This is a genomic window from Acidovorax sp. LjRoot118, assembly GCF_964253575.1.
Lineage (GTDB): Bacteria > Pseudomonadota > Gammaproteobacteria > Burkholderiales > Burkholderiaceae_C > Acidovorax.
Map to the genome: position 1 here is coordinate 6,719,088 of NZ_CAXURB020000001.1, position 15,506 is coordinate 6,734,593.

Annotated in this window: 18 protein-coding genes and 1 tRNA gene; 11 read left to right on the plus strand and 8 right to left on the minus strand. The window is 64.9% G+C overall.

The genetic code is table 11. The annotated features are described in order from the left end of the window. Positions 1-9 precede the first annotated feature (9 nt). The 11 genes from rpsE (at position 10) to ACSQ9E_RS31585 (ending at position 6,073) form a co-directional block, all read left to right on the plus strand. Positions 10-528, plus strand: coding sequence for a 30S ribosomal protein S5 (gene rpsE / locus ACSQ9E_RS31535; protein ID WP_057203965.1), 519 nt, complete (start codon positions 10-12; stop codon positions 526-528). Between the two features lie 13 nt (positions 529-541). After that, the gene (rpmD, locus tag ACSQ9E_RS31540) at positions 542-724 is read left to right on the plus strand and encodes a 50S ribosomal protein L30 (RefSeq protein WP_007861725.1); all 183 of its coding nucleotides are present in this window, start codon (positions 542-544) and stop codon (positions 722-724) included. A gap of 10 nt (positions 725-734) precedes the next feature. Then, complete coding sequence (gene rplO / locus ACSQ9E_RS31545; protein WP_057203966.1) at positions 735-1,166, plus strand: 50S ribosomal protein L15; 432 nt, start codon at positions 735-737, stop codon at positions 1,164-1,166. Between the two features lie 24 nt (positions 1,167-1,190). Further along, the gene (gene secY, locus ACSQ9E_RS31550; RefSeq protein ID WP_057203967.1) at positions 1,191-2,510 is read left to right on the plus strand and encodes a preprotein translocase subunit SecY; all 1,320 of its coding nucleotides are present in this window, start codon (positions 1,191-1,193) and stop codon (positions 2,508-2,510) included. A 145-nt stretch (positions 2,511-2,655) separates the two neighbouring features. Further along, a complete protein-coding gene (gene rpmJ, locus ACSQ9E_RS31555) occupies positions 2,656-2,769 on the plus strand; it encodes a 50S ribosomal protein L36 (protein ID WP_057203968.1) in 114 nt (37 codons plus the stop codon). Positions 2,770-2,792: 23 nt separating this feature from the next. Then, positions 2,793-3,158 carry a 30S ribosomal protein S13 gene (gene rpsM, locus ACSQ9E_RS31560; protein ID WP_008906516.1) on the plus strand — a complete coding sequence of 122 codons (366 nt, stop codon included), beginning with the start codon at positions 2,793-2,795 and terminating at the stop codon, positions 3,156-3,158. A gap of 18 nt (positions 3,159-3,176) precedes the next feature. Continuing rightward, on the plus strand, positions 3,177-3,581 hold the full coding sequence (rpsK, locus tag ACSQ9E_RS31565; RefSeq protein ID WP_005793662.1) for a 30S ribosomal protein S11: 405 nt from the start codon (positions 3,177-3,179) through the stop codon (positions 3,579-3,581). 90 nt (positions 3,582-3,671) lie between these two features. Then, a complete protein-coding gene (gene rpsD / locus ACSQ9E_RS31570) occupies positions 3,672-4,295 on the plus strand; it encodes a 30S ribosomal protein S4 (protein WP_057203969.1) in 624 nt (207 codons plus the stop codon). A gap of 116 nt (positions 4,296-4,411) precedes the next feature. After that, the gene (locus tag ACSQ9E_RS31575) at positions 4,412-5,404 is read left to right on the plus strand and encodes a DNA-directed RNA polymerase subunit alpha (protein WP_007861735.1); all 993 of its coding nucleotides are present in this window, start codon (positions 4,412-4,414) and stop codon (positions 5,402-5,404) included. 173 nt (positions 5,405-5,577) lie between these two features. After that, positions 5,578-5,976, plus strand: coding sequence for a 50S ribosomal protein L17 (gene rplQ / locus ACSQ9E_RS31580; protein ID WP_057203970.1), 399 nt, complete (start codon positions 5,578-5,580; stop codon positions 5,974-5,976). Between the two features lie 20 nt (positions 5,977-5,996). Next, positions 5,997-6,073: transfer RNA gene (locus ACSQ9E_RS31585), tRNA-Met, on the plus strand. 117 nt (positions 6,074-6,190) lie between these two features. Here the strand turns inward: ACSQ9E_RS31585 and ACSQ9E_RS31590 are convergent. The 8 genes from ACSQ9E_RS31590 to ACSQ9E_RS31625 all read right to left on the minus strand — a co-directional run bounded on the left by ACSQ9E_RS31590 (position 6,191) and on the right by ACSQ9E_RS31625 (position 15,498). Then, positions 6,191-6,586: a tautomerase family protein gene (locus tag ACSQ9E_RS31590; protein WP_436220070.1), complete on the minus strand. Its 396-nt coding sequence runs from the start codon at positions 6,584-6,586 to the stop codon at positions 6,191-6,193. A 127-nt stretch (positions 6,587-6,713) separates the two neighbouring features. Next, positions 6,714-8,078, minus strand: a complete 1,365-nt coding sequence (locus ACSQ9E_RS31595; protein WP_436220071.1) for a DUF3526 domain-containing protein — start codon at positions 8,076-8,078, stop codon at positions 6,714-6,716. Beyond that, complete coding sequence (locus tag ACSQ9E_RS31600; protein ID WP_436220072.1) at positions 8,075-9,502, minus strand: DUF3526 domain-containing protein; 1,428 nt, start codon at positions 9,500-9,502, stop codon at positions 8,075-8,077. Before ACSQ9E_RS31600 ends, ACSQ9E_RS31595 begins: the two co-directional genes overlap by 4 nt. Further along, positions 9,499-10,248: an ABC transporter ATP-binding protein gene (locus tag ACSQ9E_RS31605; RefSeq protein WP_436179979.1), complete on the minus strand. Its 750-nt coding sequence runs from the start codon at positions 10,246-10,248 to the stop codon at positions 9,499-9,501. Before ACSQ9E_RS31605 ends, ACSQ9E_RS31600 begins: the two co-directional genes overlap by 4 nt. Positions 10,249-10,259: 11 nt before the next feature. Beyond that, on the minus strand, positions 10,260-12,443 hold the full coding sequence (locus tag ACSQ9E_RS31610) for a TonB-dependent siderophore receptor (protein ID WP_436220073.1): 2,184 nt from the start codon (positions 12,441-12,443) through the stop codon (positions 10,260-10,262). A gap of 164 nt (positions 12,444-12,607) precedes the next feature. After that, on the minus strand, positions 12,608-12,970 hold the full coding sequence (locus ACSQ9E_RS31615; RefSeq protein WP_436179977.1) for a hypothetical protein: 363 nt from the start codon (positions 12,968-12,970) through the stop codon (positions 12,608-12,610). A gap of 99 nt (positions 12,971-13,069) precedes the next feature. Next, positions 13,070-14,536, minus strand: a complete 1,467-nt coding sequence (locus ACSQ9E_RS31620; RefSeq protein ID WP_436220074.1) for an N-acyl-D-amino-acid deacylase family protein — start codon at positions 14,534-14,536, stop codon at positions 13,070-13,072. After that, on the minus strand, positions 14,536-15,498 hold the full coding sequence (locus ACSQ9E_RS31625) for a MurR/RpiR family transcriptional regulator (RefSeq protein ID WP_057203975.1): 963 nt from the start codon (positions 15,496-15,498) through the stop codon (positions 14,536-14,538). The genes ACSQ9E_RS31620 and ACSQ9E_RS31625 overlap by 1 nt, the downstream gene beginning before the upstream one ends. Between the last annotated feature and the right edge of the window lie 8 nt (positions 15,499-15,506).

A 15,506-nucleotide genomic window follows, 5' to 3' on the forward strand; every position in this document is an offset into this window, starting at 1 on the left:
GAATACAAAATGGCTAAATTTCAACCCAAAGTGCAAGACGAAGGTCGTGACGACGGTCTGCGCGAAAAAATGATCGCGGTCAACCGCGTCACCAAAGTCGTGAAGGGTGGCCGTATCCTCGGTTTCGCCGCACTGACTGTGGTCGGCGACGGTGACGGCCGCGTGGGCATGGGCAAGGGCAAGTCCAAGGAAGTGCCTGCTGCCGTGCAAAAGGCGATGGAAGAAGCCCGTCGCAACATGGTGAAGGTCACGCTGAAGCACGGCACGATCTTCCACCAGGTGACTGGCCACCACGGCGCTGCACATGTGATGATGGCACCGGCCCCCAAGGGTACCGGCATCATCGCTGGCGGCCCCATGCGCGCTGTCTTCGAAGTGTTGGGCGTGACCGACATCGTGGCCAAGAGCCATGGTTCGTCCAACCCCTACAACATGGTCCGCGCTACTTTTGACGCACTGGTGAACTCCACGACGCCTTCGCAAGTGGCAGCCAAGCGCGGCAAAACGGTCGAAGACATCTTCGCCTGATTGGAAGCTGTAAATGACTACGCAACAAACCGTCAAGATTCAACTGGTGCGCAGCCCTATCGGCACCAAGGAATCGCACCGCGCCACCGTCCGTGGCCTGGGTCTGCGCAAGCTGAACAGCGTCAGCGAACTGCAGGACTCGCCCGAAGTGCGCGGCATGATTAACAAGATCAGCTATCTGGTCAAAGTCCTCTGAGAGATAGATCATGGAACTCAATAGCATCAAGCCCGCAGACGGCGCCAAGCATGCCAAGCGCCGTGTAGGCCGCGGTATCGGCTCCGGTCTGGGCAAGACCGCTGGCCGTGGTCACAAGGGTCAGAAGTCCCGCGCAGGCGGCTACCACAAGGTGGGTTTCGAAGGCGGTCAAATGCCTTTGCAACGTCGCCTGCCAAAGCGCGGCTTCAAGTCGCACCTGCTGCAGTTCAATGCCGAAGTCAACCTGACCGACCTGGAAAAGCTGGGCCTGGCCGAAGTGGACGTGCTTGCCTTGAAGCAAGCCGGCCTGATCGGCGAGCTGGCCAAGGTGGTCAAGGTCATCAAGACCGGTACGCTCACCAAGGCTGTCAAGCTGACGGGTGTTGGCGCTACAGCGGGTGCCAAGGCGGCTATCGAAGCTGCTGGCGGCAGCCTGGCCTGATTTTGGTTCTGAAAGAAGGCACCTGTGGCAACTAGCGCGGCTCAAATTGCAAAAACCGGCAAGTTCGGCGACCTGCGTCGTCGCCTGGTTTTTCTGTTGCTTGCGCTGATCGTTTACCGCATCGGGGCTCATATCCCGGTGCCTGGTATCGACCCAGCCCAACTTCAGCAGTTATTCAGCGGCCAGCAAGGCGGCATCCTGAACCTGTTCAACATGTTCTCGGGTGGAGCGCTCTCGCGCTTTACCGTCTTTGCACTGGGGATCATGCCGTACATCTCGGCATCGATCATCATGCAACTGATGACCTACGTGGTCCCGACGTTTGAACAGCTCAAGAAGGAAGGCGAGTCCGGCCGCAGGAAGATCACCCAGTACACGCGCTACGGCACGCTGGGCTTGGCCATTTTCCAGTCGCTCGGCATTGCCGTGGCGCTGGAGAGCTCGGCCGGCTTGGTGCTGAGCCCTGGCATGGGTTTTCGCATCACGGCCATGGTCAGCCTGACGGCAGGCACCATGTTCCTGATGTGGCTCGGTGAGCAGATCACGGAACGTGGTCTTGGCAACGGTATCTCGATCCTGATCTTTGCAGGTATCGCGGCCGGTCTGCCAAGCTCCATCGGTGGCCTGCTGGAGCTGGTGCGCACAGGTGCGATGAGCATTCTGGCAGCTATCTTCATCGTGCTGGTGGTCGCTGCGGTGACTTACTTCGTGGTGTTCGTGGAACGTGGTCAGCGCAAGATCCTGGTGAACTATGCGCGCCGGCAGGTGGGGAACAAGGTGTATGGTGGACAATCGTCGCACCTGCCCTTGAAGCTGAACATGGCAGGTGTGATTCCTCCCATCTTCGCGTCGTCCATCATCCTGCTGCCAGCCACCGTGGTGAACTGGTTCAGTGCCGGTGAGTCGATGCGCTGGTTGCGCGACATCTCTTCTGCCCTGACGCCTGGTCAGCCGGTGTATGTGATGTTCTATGCTGCTGCGATCATCTTCTTCTGCTTCTTCTACACGGCGCTGGTCTTCAACAGCCGTGAAACGGCAGACAACCTGAAGAAGAGCGGTGCGTTCATTCCCGGGATTCGTCCTGGTGAGCAGACGGCCCGCTATATCGACAAGATTCTTGTGCGACTGACACTGGCGGGGGCGGTTTACATCACCTTCGTCTGCCTGCTGCCCGAGTTCTTGATTCTGAAGTACAACGTACCGTTTTACTTTGGTGGAACTTCGCTGTTGATCATTGTGGTGGTGACCATGGACTTCATGGCCCAGGTCCAGAACTACATGATGTCGCAACAGTATGAGTCGCTGCTCAAGAAAGCCAATTTCAAAGGCAATCAGGGCGGTTGACGGGTGACGGTGGCCAGGCGCTTTCTGCGGTTGGTTTCCTGAATGCAAGGTTTGGTTTAGTTGGCGCCCCACGATGTTTGTCGCGGGCACAAATTGTGTTCCGTGCAAGATGCCGGGACGGATGCAAAAGTTTTAGGAGAATGCAATGAGAGTTTCGGCTTCGGTCAAAAAAATCTGCCGCAACTGCAAGATCATCCGCCGCAAAGGTGTGGTGCGCGTGATCTGCACGGAACTGCGTCACAAGCAGCGCCAGGGTTGATTGGAAAGTATTAGAGGACGCATATGGCACGTATCGCTGGCATTAACATTCCGCCCCACAAGCACGCGGAAATCGGTCTGACCGCCATTTTTGGCATTGGTCGGACTCGCGCTCGCAAGATTTGCGAAGCAACCGGAATCGCTTACTCCAAGAAGATCAAGGATCTGACGGACGGCGACCTGGAAAAAATTCGTGAGCAGATCGAGCAATTCACCATTGAAGGTGATCTGCGCCGCGAAACCACCATGAACATCAAGCGCTTGATGGACATTGGCTGCTACCGTGGTTTCCGCCATCGTCGTGGTCTGCCGATGCGTGGTCAGCGTACCCGCACCAATGCCCGCACCCGCAAGGGTCCGCGCAAGGGTGCTGCTGCACTGAAGAAATAAAGAGATTGAAAGATCAATATGGCCAAGTCTCCAGCCAATAACGCAGCACAGCGCGTTCGCAAGAAGGTTCGCAAGAACGTGTCGGACGGCATTGCCCACGTGCATGCGTCGTTCAACAACACGATCATCACGATCACGGACCGCCAGGGCAATGCCCTGTCGTGGGCCTCGTCGGGTGGCCAGGGCTTCAAGGGCTCGCGCAAATCCACGCCTTTCGCTGCCCAGGTGGCTTCGGAAGTGGCTGGCCGCGCCGCCATTGACCAAGGCATCAAGAACCTGGACGTCGAGATCAAGGGCCCAGGTCCTGGTCGCGAATCCTCGGTGCGCGCACTGGGTGCCCTGGGCATCCGCATCACGTCGATCTCCGACGTGACGCCAGTCCCGCACAACGGCTGCCGCCCTCAAAAGCGCCGTCGTATCTAATTTTCACAAGCCCACCGCCGCCTGCGTACGCGAGAGCGACACAGGCGGCTCCCGCAATGGTTTGCGGTAGATGACAAAAAGGAAGTTCAAGTGGCACGTTACCTCGGCCCCAAGGCCAAACTCTCCCGCCGTGAAGGCACCGACCTGTTCCTCAAGAGCGCACGTCGCTCCATTGCGGACAAGTGCAAGTTCGACTCCAAGCCTGGTCAGCACGGCCGCACCTCCGGTGCCCGCACGTCCGACTATGGCCTGCAACTGCGCGAAAAGCAGAAGGTCAAGCGCATGTACGGCATTCTGGAAAAGCAGTTCCGCCGCTACTTCGAGACCGCTGATGGCCGCAAGGGCAACACCGGCGCCAACCTGCTGTTCCTGCTGGAATCGCGTCTGGACAACGTCGTGTACCGCATGGGCTTTGGCTCCACGCGTGCAGAAGCCCGTCAGCTGGTGTCGCATTGCGCCATCACCGTGAACGGCAAGCCCGTCAACATCCCCTCGTACCTGGTCAAGGTCGGCGATGTCGTGGCCGTGCGCGAAAAGTCCAAGAAGCAGAACCGCATCGTCGAAGCACTGCAACTGGCTGCACAGGTCGGCATGCCCGCCTGGGTGGACGTCAATGCCGAGAAGGCAGAAGGCGTGTTCAAGAAGGTGCCTGACCGCGACGAGTTCGGCGCCGACATCAACGAATCGCTGATCGTTGAGTTGTATTCGCGCTAATCGCTAGTTCGAATCACATTTCGAGAAAACCGTACCTGAACCGCGAGGCATCGCGGTTTAGGCGCTTCACCAGCCTTACCGGTGTAACGAGCTGGGGGTATTGAGAGGAAGTCTGAATGCAAACCAATTTGCTGAAACCCAAGGCGATCAATGTCGAGCAGCTTGGCCACAACCGTGCCAAGGTCGCGCTGGAGCCGTTCGAGCGTGGCTACGGCCATACGCTGGGCAACGCCATTCGGCGCGTCCTGCTCTCGTCCATGGTGGGTTACGCAGCGACGGAAGTCACCATTGCAGGCGTTCTGCATGAGTACTCGTCCATTGACGGCGTTCAGGAAGATGTGGTCAACATCCTGCTGAACCTCAAGGGCGTGGTGTTCAAGCTGCACAACCGTGACGAAGTCACGCTGAGCCTGCGCAAGGATGGTGAAGGCGTGGTGACCGCGCGCGACATCCAGACGCCCCATGACGTCGAGATCGTCAACCCCGACCACGTGATTGCCACGCTGTCGGCCGGTGGCAAGCTGGACATGCAGATCAAGGTGGAAAAGGGCCGTGGCTACGTGCCGGGCAACCTGCGCCGCTATGCCGACGAATCGACCAAGTCGATTGGCCGCATCGTGCTGGACGCCTCGTTCTCCCCTGTGAAGCGTGTGAGCTACACCGTGGAAAGCGCCCGTGTGGAGCAGCGTACCGACCTGGACAAGCTGGTCGTCGAGATCGAGACCAACGGTGCCATCACTGCCGAAGACGCAGTGCGTGCATCGGCCAAGATCCTGGTGGAGCAGCTGGCTGTGTTCGCACAGCTGGAAGGTGGCGAGCTGGCTGCGTTCGACGCACCTGCAGGCCCACGCGGCAATGCCACGTTCGATCCGATCCTGCTGCGCCCTGTGGACGAGCTGGAGCTGACCGTGCGTTCTGCCAACTGCCTGAAGGCCGAGAACATCTATTACATCGGTGACCTGATCCAGCGCACCGAGAACGAGCTGCTCAAGACGCCTAACCTGGGCCGCAAGTCGCTCAACGAAATCAAGGAAGTGCTCGCATCGCGTGGTCTCACGCTTGGCATGAAGCTTGAGAACTGGCCACCAGCCGGTCTGGACAAGCGTTAATCAAAACCGCTATAATCCCGGGTTCCCCGAAAGAGGGACCCTGGTTTCCAGAGTCCCCCGCGGTCTTGCCGTAAGGGGGACTTTTCGTTCCCCCCCGAGGGAACAACAGTGCCTCGCGCAGTACCTGATACGGCTGCCCGATTTAATTACATAGACAGTAGAAGGAAAGCACCATGCGCCACGGACACGGACTCCGCAAACTCAATCGCACCAGCTCGCACCGCCTTGCGATGCTGCAGAACATGATGAACTCGATCATCGAGCACGAAGTCATCAAGACCACCGTTCCCAAGGCCAAGGAACTGCGCCGCGTGATCGAGCCCATGATCACCCTGGCCAAGGTCGACACCGTCGCCAACCGCCGCCTGGCTTTCAACCGCCTGCGCGACCGTGACAGCGTCACCAAGCTGTTCAACGACCTGGGCCCCCGCTTCAACGCGCGTCCCGGTGGTTACACCCGCATCCTGAAGATGGGTTTCCGCGTTGGCGACAATGCGCCCATGGCCCTGGTTGAATTGGTCGACCGTGGCGATGAAAAAACTGAAAATTCTTCGGCCGCAGCCGCAGAATAAGGTATATAATTCAATCTTGCCGCGGGATGGAGCAGTCTGGTAGCTCGTTGGGCTCATAACCCAAAGGTCGGAGGTTCAAATCCTCCTCCCGCAACCAATATAGCGGTTAGCCGCTTCAAAAAAAGCCCACTTGATAGTGGGCTTTTTTGTTTCTGGGCCGGTTTTGTCGGGGCTTCCATCCTTGAAAGCCCCCTGGCTGGCCATCCGCAGGCGGTCACTGGGGATGCTGGTGGCGAAACTCCTGTGTCTTGCCGCCATAGCCATAGGCCGTGGCGCGCACGTCCTGCACGTAGATGTAGCTTTCTTCGTGCAATTCGCCCAGCAGCCCCTGGAATGCGGCGAACACTTCGGCGATGTAGCGCGCCTTCTCGGCCTTGGTGTTGGTCTCGTCGACCACCTTGATGTCCAGGTACACGCTGCGCTTGCCCTGTGCTGCGAGGCTGCTGCCGCCCACGATCCAGTCCTCGGGATGCACGTAGGAGACGGTGACCGCCGTGATCTTGGGGTTCTTGCCCAGGATGCGGGTGGACAATTCGAGCAGCGTGTCCGAGATGCGCTGCGAAAGGGCGGCCGAGCGTTCGGCAGAGACCTTGACGTTGATGATGGGCATGGTGGAAAACTCCTGGTCAGTGGTGGCGGGTTGTTGGTGCCTCCACTGTAGTTTTCGGCCCTGTTTTCGGACACGGCGGCCCGCGGGAAGCGGCTTTGCAGCGCGTGCAAAGCCACCCCGCCGATGTTCAGGCCGATGCCTGTACCCGCTTCAATGCGCGGGCGCACAGGCCACCCAGGCACAGCACCCAGGCCAGCATGGCCACCAGCGGCGCCAGCGGCATTGAGGGGGCGAGCGCCACGGCCGAGAAGCGGGGCCGGCGGGCAAAGTCTGCGGGGCCGAACGGGCGCTCGTTGAAGACATAGGGGTAGTAGAACTCCCGCACTTCCCTGTGGAAGGTTTCTATGCGCTCCTGGTAGCGCAGCTGGGCTGGCAGGTCGCTGCGCGCCAGTCCGTGCAGTGCGCCCTGGGCCGCCACACCGGGCAGCAGCCAGCCCAGGCGTTCCGTCCAATGCTGGCGGCGCGTGAGCCCGCTGCGGTAGGCACTGACCTCGCCGGCCACGCTCTCGTCGCCCAGTTGCTGGAAAGCGTAGTACCACTTCCAGTGGAACTGCACCGGCAGGGCGGCTGTGTCCTTCCACTCGGGGTGGGTCTTGAAGAACTTGTGCATCGTGGCATCGCGCGGCTGGTCCCAGGCGCCGTGCACGTTCTGGCGTTGCGCGAGCATCAGGTCCACGCCCTGGCCCACGGGAATGCTGCGCGTGATGGCCATCTGCGCCAGCGTGGGCAACACCAGGGTGAGCACCACCCAGCAGCCTATCAGCGCGGTGGCATGCGCGGTGGAGCTCCAGGGCCGGGCGGCCACCAGCACGCACACGGTGCCCCAGAAGGCCGCGTAGACCACCACCACGGCCAGCGCTCCTGCCAGGGCCGCCATGCCGATGGGCAGCACGGCTGCGGCTGCCAGCAGCGGCAGGGCCAGGCTGGCGATGGCCAGCGCCGTGCGCAGGCCCGCGCGGCGCAGCCACAGCCGCGTACCCGCCCCCGGCATGGCCAGCAGCGTGCGCAACCGGCCCGACTGGCGCTCGCCCGACACCAGGTCATGCAGCAGCGCAATGATGAACAGCGGCGCCAGGTAGATCAGCACGAACGCGAAGTCGAAACGCCCTGCGAGCGCGAGTTCGGGGTTGAAGGTCTCCCCCTCGTACAGCTGGGCCTGCAGCCCCAGGGCGCGCACGCGCAGCACATAGGGCGCCACGTCGCGCAGGCCCAGGGCCAGGAAGGCTGCGCTCGAAGGCGGGTCCTGCGTGTCGTAGAATGTGTAGTAGGCAGCGTAACCCGCATCGCCGCCTTTGGCAAAGCGGCTGGCCACGGCCTGCACGTCCCGCTCGTGCAGCGCAGCCAGGCGTGTGATGTGGGCCTGCTGGCGTGCCACCTCGCGCGCGCCCGATACCAGGGACACGGCGGACAGCAGGCACAGCAGCACCAGGGCCCACAGGCACAGGCGTGAGCGGCAGACCAGGCGCCATTCATGGGCAAGCCAGCGCATCATCGGGTGCTCCTGCCCAGGCGCCGCGCGCTGAAGGCCAGCAGCGCCAGCAGTGCTGCCAGCCAGGCCAGCAGCGTGGCTGCGGCCGGCAGCACCGACTGCAAAACGGCCGCCGGTGTGGCCGGCAGGTACTGGAAATGCGCAGTGTCGTGCCAATGCGTGCGGTCCACGCGGTTCTGCCGGGTGGGGTTGCGGTCATCGGCATAGCGGATCTTCTGCGCCTGCAGGCGGTTGAGCGACTGGATCAGCGTGTAGCGGTAGTGCTCCCCCTGCTCCAGAAAGCGCCGGTAGCTGGCCAGGTCGGTGCCCGCCGTGGCCATCGATAAACGCCGCAGGGCCAGCAGTGGGCTGATCAGGCCGGCGCGGTCCATCCAGGCGCTCTGCCGCCCCTGCTGGTCGAAGGAATCGGCGGCATAGCGGTTGAAGAGCTCACTGGTCATGCGTTCGCCTTCCATGCCGAGCAGGCCCTTGTAGTTGACGGGCAGGTCCTCGACCCTGGCGACGCCATACTGCGCCAGCACCTTTTGGCGGAAGCCCGCGAAGTACGGATCGTCGGGGTTGTGGCTGTCACCCATGGCGGCGAGGTCGCGCGCCACGGCAATGTCGCTCTCCAGGCGAGTGGGCAGCCCGTGGGCATAGGCGGCCGTATCGGCCGCCAGCCGCGGCACCAGGATCACGGTGACCGTCCACAGGGCAAGCAGGCACAGCAAGGCATCGCGCCGCCGCGCAAACAGCGCGGAAAGCCCCACCACCGCCAGCGCCCACAGCAGCAGCCAGAGCGCATGGCCCGCCAACAGCGCTGCCGAGCGCAAGGGCTGCGAGAGCGCACCCATCCAGACCAGCGCCAGAGCGGCGGGCAGCAGGGCCAGGGCCGCCGCGCCGGCCAGTGCCAGCAGCTTGCCGCGCACAATCTGGCCCGCCCGCACGCCCTGCGCCAGCAAGATGCGCAAGGTGCCCGACTCGCGCTCGCGTGCCAGGGATGCGTGCCCGAGGAACACCAGCAGCAGCGGCGCCAGCACCTGCAGCACGAAGGCCGGCGTGAGCTGGCCGAAGCGCAGCAGCAGGGACGACTGGCGCACGTCGCCGAAGTTGGCGCTGTTCTGGCGGTGACCCTCCAGGAACAGCGTGTGCCCGGTGTAGGCATCGATGCCCGCGTCGAATGCCGCCAGCGGGTTCAGCGGCCGGAACACGAAGTGTCCGTAGTGCACCATGCGGTGCGGGTGGCGGTCGGGCTGGGCCTCGAACTCCTGGTTGGCCTGCGCCTGGTAGCGGGCGCGCTCGGCATCGGCTGCGCGGCGCGATTCCCAGGCCGTGAGCGAGGCCACCAGGGTCAGCACCGTGAGCAGCGCCAGGCCCAGCACGGCCACGCGGTCGCGCAGCATCAGGCGCCACTCCTCGCGCGCGATGCGGGTGACGGCGCGGCTCATGCCGTGGCTCCCGGCGTGGCGTAGCGCCGGTGCAGGGCGCGCACGTCAAAGCGCTCGTCGCCACTGGCCGCCACTTCCTCGACCAGGCGCCCGGCATCGATGAAGCCGATGCGATCGGCCACGTCGGCTGCGCTCAGCAGGTCGTGCGTCACCATCAGCACCGCCACGCCCTGCGAGCGCAGCAGCGCCAGCAACCGGTTGAACTCGGCAGTGGCCTGCGGGTCCAGGCCCGAGGTGGGCTCGTCCAGCAGCAGCGCCGGCACCTTGCGTGCCAATGCCAGTGCAATCGCCACCTTCTGGCGCATGCCTTTGGAAAAACCCGCCACGCGCTGGCCGTGGGCCGCAGCGGCCAGCCCGGCGGCCCGCAGCGCCTGGTCAATGGCCTGCGCGCCCTCAGGCTGGCCCGCCAGGTCCAGCAGGTAGGCCACGTTCTCGCGGGCGCTCAGGTGCTCGTAGAGTGCGACGTTCTCGGGGATGTAGGCCAGTTGCCTGCGCGCCCCGTCCGGGTCGGCCACCGGGTCGGTGCCGTGCACGCGCAGGCTGCCCGCAGTGGGCGCAAGAAAGCCCAGGAACAGGCTCAGCGTGGTCGTCTTGCCCGCACCGTTGGAGCCCAGCAGGGCGTAGATTTCACCCCGGTTCACCTGCAGGTCCAGGCCCTGCAGGATGGTGCGGCCGCCGTAGCCGGCCGTGACGGCGCGGGCCTGCAGTACAGGTTCTGGGAGATGGTGGTCTGCCATGGTCGTCATGCCCATCGTGTTCAGAACTTCGCCTGCAGGCCCATGGTGACCGTGCGGGCTGTGCCCGGGGTCACCCACACGCGGCTGTAGGAGCTGGTGTAGTAGGTCTTGTCAAAAAGGTTGTCCACGTCCAGCGTCAGCCGCAGCGTGGGCGACAGGCGCCAGTACGCGACCAGCTTGGCCGTGGTGTAGGCGGGCAGGTCGAAGGCCGGCGTGCCTGCGGTGGCCTCGCCTTGCGTGCGCGCCTGGCCCAGGCGCTGGCCCACGTGGGTAACGCCGCCGCCCACGCCGTAGCGCTGCCCATTGCCCAGCATGTTCTCGTACACCGCCAGCACGCTGCCGTTGACCTTGGGCACGTTGAGCAGGCGGCCACCCACTTCCAGGGTGTTGTCCTTGGTGATCTCCACGTCGTTGAACACCATGCTCGCGTTGACCCGCCAGTGCGTCGTCACCTGGCCCGCCAGGTCAAATTCCAGGCCCCGGCTGCGGACCTCGCCAGCAGCGGTCGAAAAGCCGCTGTTGCCCGGGTCGGCCGTGAGCACGTTGCGCTTGCGGATATCGAACAGCGCCGCAGTGGCGCCCATGCGCTTGTCCGCGCTTTCCCACTTGGTGCCCAGTTCCAGCGCCCGGCCCGTTTCCGGTTCGAATGCGCGGGTCGCCACGTCCGAGCCGACGTTCGGGCGGAAGGAGCGGCCCGCATTGGCATAGACCGTCCACTGGGGTGTTGGCAACCAGCTCAGGCCGACACGCGGTGAGGTGGACGAGGGTTCCTGGCTCGCCGTGGCGCGGGTCCGGCGGTTCTCCAGGGACTGGCGGTAGTTGTCCATGCGCACGCCCGCCACCAGCCGCCAGTCTGGCGCCAGCCTGATCGCATCCTGCAGATAGAACGCCGTATTGCGCTGGTGCTCCAGCGTGTCGGTATTGGCCGCCGGCGTGGGCTGGGCCTGGCCGTAGACCGGGTTGTAGATGTTGACCGCATACGGCGCAGCGGTGGTCGGATTGGCCCGCAGCATCAGCGAATCCATGTGGAAGCGAAAGCTCTCCACCCCCAGCAGCAGTTCGTGCTCGATGGCCCCTGTTTTCAGATTGCCTTGCAACTCTGCCTGGAGCGCGATGTCGTCAGACTCGAAATCGCGAAAGCGGCGCTGTCGCGTCAAACTGCCATTGGCCTGCAAGACGGTGGCTTCGGTGGAGAAACCAGTCACCGAGGTCTCGCGGTACGACAGGCCGAACCGGCTGCGCCAGGTGGGGTTCCACTCGTGCGACAGGATGAACTGGTGTGTCTGGTTCTCCACCGTCACCTTGCCGTCGGCCGGTTCGCCCAGGAAGCGGCTGCGGGGAATGGCGCCCAGTTGGTTGTTCACCGCGACCACGCCGCGGTCGAGGGGCGTGGCCTGGCGCAGCACCTCACCGGCATATTCCAGCACCGTGTCGCGACCCAGCTTCCAGGTGAAGGCGGGCGCCACCACTTCGCGCCGCGCCGTCACATGGTCGCGAAAACTGTCACGGTCTTCCACCGCCACGTTGAGGCGGTAGGCGAAGTTCTCGCCGAGGGGGCCCGTGCTGTCGAAGGCGCCACGCTTGAGCCCATGGCTGCCCACGTAGCCTTCCACGGAGTGGGCCGCCTTCCACAGCGGACGCTTGGAGACGATGTTGAGCGTGCCGCCCGGCTCGCTGCTGCCGTACAGCGCGGCAGCAGTGCCCTTGAGGAACTCGATGCGCTCCACCCCCGCCAGGTCGCGCGGTGCGTTGAAGCCGCGGTTGGACGAGAAGCCGTTGAGCAGCGTCGCCATGCCGGTGTTCTCGTTGCCCGGCAGGCCGCGGATGGCGATGTTGTCCCACAGCCCGCCAAAGTTGTTCTGCCGCGATACGCCGCCAACATAGTCGAGCACGTCGTCGAGCTTGGTGGCGCCCAGGTCGTCGATGGCCTGGCGCGTCACGATGCGTACCGACTGGGGCAGCTCGCGCAGCGGCAGGTCCGACTTGGCTCCGGCCGCTTCATCGGCGTGGTAGGCCCCGGACTCTGTGCGGCCCACGATCTCGATGGTGGACAGCTGTCCAGGCGCCTGGGCCACGGGGGGCGGTGTAGTCTGCGCGAAGACCGGAGCAACCAGCGCGCAAGCAATGGCCCATGCCAAAGGGTGTGGGCGCAGGTGGAGGGAAACGGGCACGGAAATACCCGTGCGAAGCGTGGCGGTGGTCATGAAAGGCATTCAAAGGGGCAGGGTCTCGCGCGCATGCCTGCTGCGTGCAGGTGCGGTAACGCGGTGGCGCGGACCAGGAAGAAATGCACCGGCCTGCGGCAGGCGCCGGGCGCAGCCGAAAGGTCGATGGGGATGGGACGTTCAGCCCAACGCAGCGCGCAGGGTCAGGCCTGTGCGGCGGGAGGGTCGCGTGACGCGAACGGCCAATGGCCGGGATGCGGGATGAAGGCCACGGCATCTGGCACCGGCCGCACCCGGGCCCAGGCCTGCGCAGCGCCATGCACGGGCGGGGCCGTGGCCAGGTCGGCCGCCTGCTGGGCGTGGGCCAGGCACCAGGCGCACACACCTGCCTCGACAGAGGTCTTGCCGGGCTGCCCAGCCTCGCTGTCTTCGTCGGACGCCATGGCCTGCGCTACCGCCGCGCGCTGGCTCCCCAGGTGCTCTGCGGCGTGCAGGCCCATGCCTGCCGTCAGGTGCAGGCACAGCGTGAGCAGCAAGAGCCAGAGGAGGGGGCGCGAGATCCGCATGGTGGATGCGAATCATACTATTGAGAACCAATTCTCAGTCGAGGCGGGCCGGGCGGGGCCAAGAGATGCCGTCCGGCACCTCCTGGCCGCCGGCCCGGGTCAGGCCGTTGCCTGCCTGCGGATGAAGCGCCCGGCGCGCGCCCCGGTGGCCCGGCCGGCAGCGGTATAGCTCAGCACACCGTTCACCCACACCTGCTCGATGCCCTCGCTGAACTGCACGGGTTGTTCGTAGCTGGCGGTATCGCGCACACGCAGCGGGTCGAACACCACCACGTCGGCCATGCAGCCGGCTGCCAGGCGCCCACGCTCGCCGATGCGAAAGCGCTGGGCCGACAGGCCGGTCATCTTGTGGATGGCCTCTTCCAGACGCAGCAGTCCTTTTTCGCGCCAGTAGCAGGCCAGCACGCGCGGAAACGCACCCCACAGCCGCGGGTGCGGGCGCTCGTCATGCGGCAGCCCGTCCGATCCGATCATGGCCAGCGGGTGGGTGATCACACGCTCCACATCGTCTTCGCGCATCTGGAAGTAGCAGGCGCCGCCGGGCTGCAGCCGGTCGCACGCCGCCTGCTCGCTCACATCCCATTCGCGGGCGATATCCTTGAGGTAGCGGCCCACCATCTCCGGGTGGGGCTGGCTGCCGGTGATCAGGATGTCGATCACACCGTCCACCAGATCGGTGCGCAGCACCGTGGAGCCGGCGGTGTAGGGATACACGTCCAGGCTGATGGGCTGGCCCTGGGCCAGCGACTCGATCAGCGGCAGCGTCTCGCGCGTGCGGCCCCAGTTGGCGGCCCCTGCGCACTTGTGGTGCGACAGCACCAGCGGCAGGCCGGCCTGCCGCGCCGTGAGCGCAGCCTCCTGCAGCGCCGGCAGAATGCCTGCGAGCTCATCGCGGATATGGGTGGCGTAGACGCCGCCGTTGCGCGCGGCCACGCTGGCCAGCTCGGTCAGCTCGGTGATGTCGGCCGCATAGGCCTCCTTGTAGAACACGCCGGACGACAGGCCCAGTGCGCCCGCGTCCATGGCCTCCTGCATGTCGGCTGCCATGGCGGCGCGCTCGCTGGCCGTGGCGGCGCGGCCCAGCTCGGGCAGGTGGCGCATGCGCAGCGCCGTGTGGCCCAGCAGCGCCGCCACGTTCACGCCGGGCTGCGCGGCATCGACGGCGCGCGCATAGGCGGCCATGCTGGCGTGGCGGAACTGGTGCTTGCCCAGCAGCGACAGCGGCGCCGCCGGCGCATCGGTCACCATGGGCGCCAGCGAGATGCCGCAGTTGCCCACGATCACGGTGGTCACGCCCTGCGACAGCTTGGGCAGCATGTCGGGCGCGTCGATGGCGGCGGCGTCGTCGTGCGTGTGCACGTCGATGAAACCGGGCGCGATCACGCGGTCCGTGCAGTCGATGGTCTCGACGGCCATGCCGGCGAACAAGGCGGGGTCGATGGCGCCGGGAGCGGCCAGGGCCAGGATGCGCTCGCCCGCCAGCAGCAGGTCGCCCACCCATCCGGGGCGGTCGGTGCCTTCGATGATGGTTCCGTTCTTCAGCAGGGTCGCTTGCGTTGCTGCCATCAATTGTCTTTCTGGCCCGGCTTGTGCAGGCCCGGGCCGGGGTCCATGGCGCCCGAATACTCGGCGCTGTCGAATCCGTGTTTGTGCAAAAGCTGCTTGAACTGCTGCAGGCCGCGCGTGGCCACCGGTCCCAGCTGCTGCGCCAGGCGCACCATCAGGATCTCGATCACCACCAGGTGGGCCAGGTAGGCCTCGGTGCCCACGCGCATCACCGCGTCCTGCGGCACCGACACGGCCAGCACCAGGTCGGCCGTTTCTGCCAGCGGCGTGCCTGGCTGGGTCAAGGCGATCACCGTGGCACCCTGCGAGCGCGCAAACCGGGCGGCTTCCACCGTGTAGGGCATGCGCCCCACGTGCGAGACCACGAAGGCCACGCCCTCGGGGCCCAGCGTGCTGGCGGATACCAACTGCTGGTGCGCATCGAAGATCGCATTCGCCGTGAGGCCCAGGCGGAACAGCCGGCTCTGCAGCTCGCTGGCCGTGAAGGTCGACGCCGCACCCACCGAATAGCAGTCGATGCGCCGCGCCTTGGCGAGCCTGGCGGCCACTTGGTCGATCACGTCCACGTCGATGCGCCGGCCCAGCTCGGTCAGCGAGGCGACGGCCGCGTGGATGATCTTGCTGGAGACGTCCTGCGCCGAGTCTTCGGCCAACACGCTGCGGTGCAGGTACGAGCCCGAGACGGCCAGGTCCTGGGCCAGCGCCAGCATGAATTCGCGCACCGAGTCGTAGCCAAAGCTGCGGCAGGTGCGCACGATGGTCGGCATGGACACGCCGGCCTGCTGTGCCAGTTGCTCCACCGTGGCGGCCACGGCGGCGCGCGGGTCTTCGAGCACGGCGCGCACCACGCTGCGCTGCGCTTCAGGCAGGCTGTCCTGCCGTTCGCGCAACTGCTGCAGCAGTCCGGGCGTGGGGCTGGGCGGCACGGTGGACGATGGTGACGGAGGCAGGCTGCTGTTCATGCGCTTCT